The sequence below is a fragment of the Bradyrhizobium sp. 164 genome, from assembly GCF_023073715.1.
Taxonomy (GTDB): Bacteria; Pseudomonadota; Alphaproteobacteria; order Rhizobiales; family Xanthobacteraceae; genus Bradyrhizobium.
This window is the reverse complement of sequence record NZ_JADPKA010000103.1, coordinates 1-5,334: the sequence shown is the minus strand read 5'-3', so window position 1 is coordinate 5,334 and position 5,334 is coordinate 1. Positions and strand designations below refer to the sequence as shown.

The following is a 5,334-nucleotide window of genomic DNA, read 5'->3' as shown; positions in this document are numbered from 1 at the left end:
CGGCCGGGCCGCAGATCAGGAGATTGACGTGGTCGTCGATCCAGTGGCCCTCGACAAGCTTGGCAAACAGCGGGCGGTCGAGACCGCGCGGGGTGCGGTAGTCGATGTCCTCGACGCACGCCTGCTGGCGCAGCTTGGCGTAGCGCAGGCGGGTGGCGAGCCGTTTGTCGTGCCGCAGCGAGGCTTCACGTTCGAGCAGCAGCGCAAGCCATTCGGCGTGACCGAGGCTTGCGGCCTCACCGGTGGCTTCGATGTCGGCGAAGGCCTTGGCCATGCCGTGGAGGCCGAGGGCGCTGAGGCGGTCGAGTGTCGGATGGGTGAGCAAGGGATGATCTCCTAATTGTAGTAGCGCGGTCCGCGGATGTTGGCATGCAGGATCGGCGCATCGTCCGCGGAGCGCTGATGAGCGGGACACCGATCGAGATTGTTGGCGAGGATCGACTTGACCGAGCCGTAGGTGCGCGCGCCGATGTCGATCGCCCGCGCCGCCGCGGCGTCCAGCCGTCCGCGCCCGTAGGAGGCGGCGAGCCTGAGGATGCCGAGGCAGGCGCGGAAGCCTTGCTCGGGGTGCGAGCGCTCGTCGAGAATGAGGTCGCACAACGCGCTGGTCGCCGGCCCGATCGCGGCAGCGTCCTGGCGGATGCGCGCGATGGTCCAGCCGGCGTAGCGCCGATGGCTGGAGGCCATGTGCTCCGGCACGGTGGTGTGTTTGTGATTACCGCTCATGCGCTGATGCGCGGCGATCCGCTCGCCCTTGTGGAAGATCTCGACGGTGCGGGCGGTGAACCGCACCTCGACCTCGGCACGCGCGAAGCGATGCGGAACGCTGTAATAATGCTTCTCCACCTCGACGTGGTAGTCGAGGCTGACGCGGCGGATCCGCCACTCCGCGAGGACGTAGGGGCTTGCCGGCAACGGCTTGAGCGCCGGCCGGTCGACCTCCTCGAGCAGCCGGCGGCGCGTCACCCCGAGCCGTCGGATCGGCCGCTCCTCGTTGAGCCTGGTGAGCAACTCGCCGATCGCTGCGTTGACCTCAGCGAGGCTGTAGAAGACGCGGTGGCGCAGGCGGCCGAGCAGCCAGCGCTCGATGATGAGGACGGCCTGTTCGACCTTGGCCTTGTCGCGCGGCTTGCGCGGTCGCGCCGGCAAGACGGCCGTGCCGTAATGCGAGGCCATCTCCGCATAGGTGCGATTGATCTGCGGGTCGTAGAGGCTCGCCTTGATCACTGCGACCTTGGTGTTGTCAGGCACCAGCAGCGCCGGGACGCCGCCGATCGCCGCGAAGGCGCCAAGATGGGCGCTGATCCAGTCGGCGAGCCCCTGCGTCCACGTCGCCTGCGCGTAGGTGAAGCTCGAGGCGCCGAGCGCGGCGACGAAGATCTGCGCCATTCTGCGCTCACCGGTGAGGCGGTCGACCACCACCGGCACGCCGTCGCCCGCGTAGTCGACGAACAGCTTGTCGCCGGCCGCGTGCGCCTGGCGCATCGTCACCGACAGGCGTCCCTCCCAGGCGCGGTAAAGCTCGCTGAAGCGCGAGTACCGGTATCCGCTGGGCTCGGCGCCGATGTACTCCTCCCACAGGATCGACAGCGTCACGTGCTTGCGCTTGAGCTCGCGGTGCACCGCCGCCCAGTCGGGCTCGGCGATGCGACGATGACCCTGCCGGTTGCCATTGCCGGTCTTGGCGAACAGGCGGGCCTCCAGGACCGCGTCGGTCTCAGGCCTGCGGCCTCGAACCGCCGGATGGTCAGCCGCACTGTCGAGGGCGCTGCGCCCATCCGCCGCGCAATCTCGCGGCTCGGCAGCCCAGCCGCCTTCATCCTGATCACATCGCGCACACGGCGCATCGCAAGCCTCTCCGTCGGCATCCAGGGTCCCCCTTCGCAAAGCCGAAAGGGGGACCCTAAGGGAGCCAGAAGAGGCCTCGTCACCCGGGCGACATCATCCCGGAATGCCGGGCGACATCGTCTCGGAATGGGTGGGCGACTTCAAATCGGAATGGTGGGCGAGATCATCTCGGAATGCTGGGCGACATCGAGCGGAATCCGCACGGCTATGGCAGGGAAGATCAGCATGCGCGCAAAGCGCGAGATCACATCAGCGATGCGAGGGCAGCTTTTCATGGCTCGCGACACATGTGTGAAAGCGTGGTTCTTCGAGGAATTGACGGGGCGCTTGGCTGTGTGGGGCAGATCGTGGGGCAATGGACATTGTTGCCCGGATGCGAACACGTGTTTGGTCCGCGACACAAGCTTGTTCGCCGTTACTTTGCAGATCGAATAGCTGAAAGCAATCATGCATTTCGGTTTCTGGCCAAGTTGGCACGGGTTTTGAAGTCCTTTTTTGCTAGGCGACGAGATGCAGCCAGTCGGGACTCATGTCGCGTGTGGCGGCAATGCATGGAAGCAACTAAGGGAAGCGCGATGTCAGGCCAGCATCAGCTCGATGCAAAGCAGCCTCGGAAAATCCATCTCAAAACGAGTTCGCAGTCTCTATATCAGCAGATGCCAAGCTGGCTACTTTGTTTGGTTTGGAAAAGCCACGCGCCGCTACCTAAACGAGCCGCTGGTCTAGCATTTTGGTTGGCCCATGAATGTCTGCAAAGACAAAATCGTTGGTGCGTACGTCTCACTAGAGCAATGGGTGCCGGGAGATGAGGCTGCTCGCGCGACGAATAGATGGCCAAAGGGCTTCGGAACTGAAATCTCTTTGCGTAAATTCGGATGAAGCAAGTTGGCGCGTTCGCTGCGCCTTAACGTCAAGGTGATGGAGGAGAAGATGCAAGTTTCTAAGACGGCATCCCTTGGAAGCTGGTCAGAAGTAGCAGAGTGTTATCCAGCGTTCCCCGCCTATTCACGGCGGCTGCTAAAGATGCTTGTTGACGAGGTAAAGCACCTAACCGATGCCCCGATCTTCGGGGATATTGGCGCGGGAACCGGCGCGATCGCCTATGCTTTAGCTGACATGGGTCTTTCAGGCTACGCAATCGAACCCGAGAGTCAGATGGTTGCGGTGGGGCAGAGGCTCGCTCCGACTTATCCAGCCGTATCTTGGATAAATGCGCCGGGAGAATGCACAGGCCTGGCCGACGATTCGTTAGACTGGGTTTGTTACAGCACGTCGTTCCACATGACGAACGCGAGCGAAGCGCTTCGGGAAAGCATCCGAATTTTACGACCTCGCGGGTTCTTTACAATTGTATACGTGCTTGCGGATCTTGAGAGTGATCCCTTTCAACTCGAAATCGAAAATCGCATACGCGACATGGCGCCGGCTGTACGACGGGCGGTTACTCCAGTCATCGGTCAGATGGGGAGCTACGAGGCGCTCCTCAATCAATATCCCGGCCTCCGGAACTGCATTCGTCTCGCTACCACAGAAGGGATATCCATGACCGAGGAGCGGTATATTAAGTATTGGTCTGGGAGACGCGATATCCCCAGTCAGGTCTCCCCAGAGGTTTGGAATTCCATACTGCAAATGATCGCGGAGACGTTCCGAAGGTGGCAACCGGGCAGCCTGCGATTTCGCTCTACCGCGTGGCATGCTCAACGCTTATGAGGTGATTGCCATATAGCTCAACATGATCGAAGTCCGGTGGAACCAGAGCGCTCGTCACTGGCTTGGACCTAGACAGTGGATGAGGACACAAGGGGAACCTCTTAGGGAGATTCTCGATTAGGTTTGTTCGTATCCAGCGGTTGCGCAGTAGTCGGCGATTGTCCGACGTGAAGCGGCCGAGGCGGCGTCGGATCGCGTTTCACAGGCATCCGACCAAGCGCTCTGCGGGCCGTACGCACCAGCAGCGGTTCCAGCTTGGCGAAGGTGCGCTCGATCGAATTTGGGGCGGAGGGCGGATTCAAGCGGTCGTCGCAACACTCTGGAGTTGGAGGTTGCGATGAGCATTCGAAAGCGGCGATCGGGGTGTCACAGCCTTTAGGAACCAGATTGTTTCGAAAGGCGGGCGGCATGCCAATGTTCAAATCTCAGCAAGGGCGATCTCCGGGCGATACTTATCATTGGTAGAGCGCGAAGAGATTGCGCTTCTCAAGGTGCAGGGCCATTCCATCCGGGAGATTGGGCGCCGTCTCGGTCGCGATGCAAGCAAAGATATCGCGTGTGGCTTCCTCATGTGTTGCATCGAGATGTAGCTAAAAGCAGCTTAACCCTGTCCATTTTTTCGGAGGAAGATCAGTCCTGCTGGTGGAGCGCGAGGAGGCTGAGAAGCGCGATCTGGAGGAACTGGGCGCGTGCCGCGGCGGGCTGCCGGCCGGTGTGTTGAGAGTCGGGCTAAGTGATCTGCCCTGGTCCTAGCCCGCCGAGAGGAAAAATTTAAGGTTGTCTTTGTCAACGGGCGCCGGACGATCTATTGGTCTTGATTTCACGGACGTTAACATAGGAGTTTCCGATGTCCAAGAAGGTCATCATCACGTGTGCAGTAACGGGGGGGCAATAGCGCGGTAGTTGCGAAACATCCCAAGATTCCCAAGTCGCCATCGGAAATTGCAGATGCTGCATTGGAAGCAGCGCGATCAGGAGCTGCGGTCGTTCACATCCATGTTCGTGATCCGAACACCGGTCTCGGGTCGAACCAATTCGAACTTTAGGAGCAGGTCGTAAAGAAGATCCGAGACGCAGTGACTGACGTCATCATCAACTTGACTTGCGGCATGGACGGCGAACTGGTTCTTGACTCCGTTGATCCCATCAAAGTCGGTGCAGCGAGCACCCTTAAGAACCCTGCGAGGCGCTGTCTTCACCGGTCAAGCTTCAGCCAGAGATTAGCACTTTGGATTGCGCAACGATGACATTCGGAGAGCGCATCTATGTCGCACGTATGTCCGAACTGCGAGAGATGGCCGCGCTTATGCGAAAGGCCGGCGTCAAGCCAGAGCTGGAATGCTTCGAATTAGGCCACATTGAAACTGCAAAGAAGCTCGTATCGGAAGGCACGATTGAAGGGGCTCCCCTCTTTCAACTCTGCCTCAGTACAGGAAATGGTGCGCCGGCTCTTCCGATCGTTCTTCAGGCTATGCGGGAGCTTTTACCCAAAGGGGCCATTTGGGGTGGATTTGGCTGTGGTGAGGATGAAATGCCCATTTTTGCACAGACAGTCACGATGGGCGGCCATGTCAGAGTAGGATTGGAAGACAACATTTATCTTCGACGTGGCGTGCTGGCATCCAAGGCCGGGCTTGTCGAGAATGCCGTCGGCATCGTTGAGCGTATGGGAGGTAGAGCGAGTTGCGATCAAAGCGGATTATACCCGCAATCACGGATGTAGTTGGCGCATTCTTCAGGGGTAAAGAGGCAGAGAGTGCGGCCGATGAGGTC

Annotated in this window: 4 protein-coding genes and 2 pseudogenes; 3 read left to right on the top strand and 3 right to left on the bottom strand. The window is 60.1% G+C overall.

The window, feature by feature from the left end; all coding sequences use genetic code 11:
* From IVB01_RS31300 to IVB01_RS31290, 3 genes and pseudogenes are all read right to left on the bottom strand, one after another.
* Nucleotides 1-325, bottom strand: a 325-nt coding sequence (locus IVB01_RS31300; protein ID WP_247495166.1) for an ATP-binding protein, incomplete at its 3' end; no start/stop codon positions are given.
* Nucleotides 326-336: 11 nt separating this feature from the next.
* Nucleotides 337-1,847, bottom strand: a pseudogene (gene istA / locus IVB01_RS31295) (IS21 family transposase).
* Nucleotides 1,848-1,988: 141 nt separating this feature from the next.
* A complete protein-coding gene (locus IVB01_RS31290; RefSeq protein WP_247495165.1) occupies nucleotides 1,989-2,297 on the bottom strand; it encodes a hypothetical protein in 309 nt (102 codons plus the stop codon).
* Between the two features lie 436 nt (nucleotides 2,298-2,733).
* On the opposite strand from IVB01_RS31290, the gene IVB01_RS31285 reads away from it, so the two are divergent.
* The 3 genes and pseudogenes from IVB01_RS31285 to IVB01_RS31275 all read left to right on the top strand — a co-directional run bounded on the left by IVB01_RS31285 (nucleotide 2,734) and on the right by IVB01_RS31275 (nucleotide 5,284).
* Nucleotides 2,734-3,561: a class I SAM-dependent methyltransferase gene (locus tag IVB01_RS31285; protein WP_247495164.1), complete on the top strand. Its 828-nt coding sequence runs from the start codon at nucleotides 2,734-2,736 to the stop codon at nucleotides 3,559-3,561.
* Nucleotides 3,562-3,975: 414 nt separating this feature from the next.
* Nucleotides 3,976-4,100, top strand: a pseudogene (locus tag IVB01_RS31280) (helix-turn-helix domain-containing protein); the annotation flags it as partial.
* Nucleotides 4,101-4,750: 650 nt separating this feature from the next.
* Entirely contained in the window at nucleotides 4,751-5,284 is a 534-nt protein-coding gene (locus IVB01_RS31275; RefSeq protein ID WP_256464881.1) for a 3-keto-5-aminohexanoate cleavage protein, read from the top strand.
* Nucleotides 5,285-5,334: the final 50 nt, after the last annotated feature.

Excerpts from the sequence above, each read along its gene's own strand:
- IVB01_RS31290 (WP_247495165.1), bottom strand. The coding sequence starts at position 2,297 with ATGATTGCTTTCAGCTATTCGATCTGCAAAGTAACGGCGAACAAGCTT.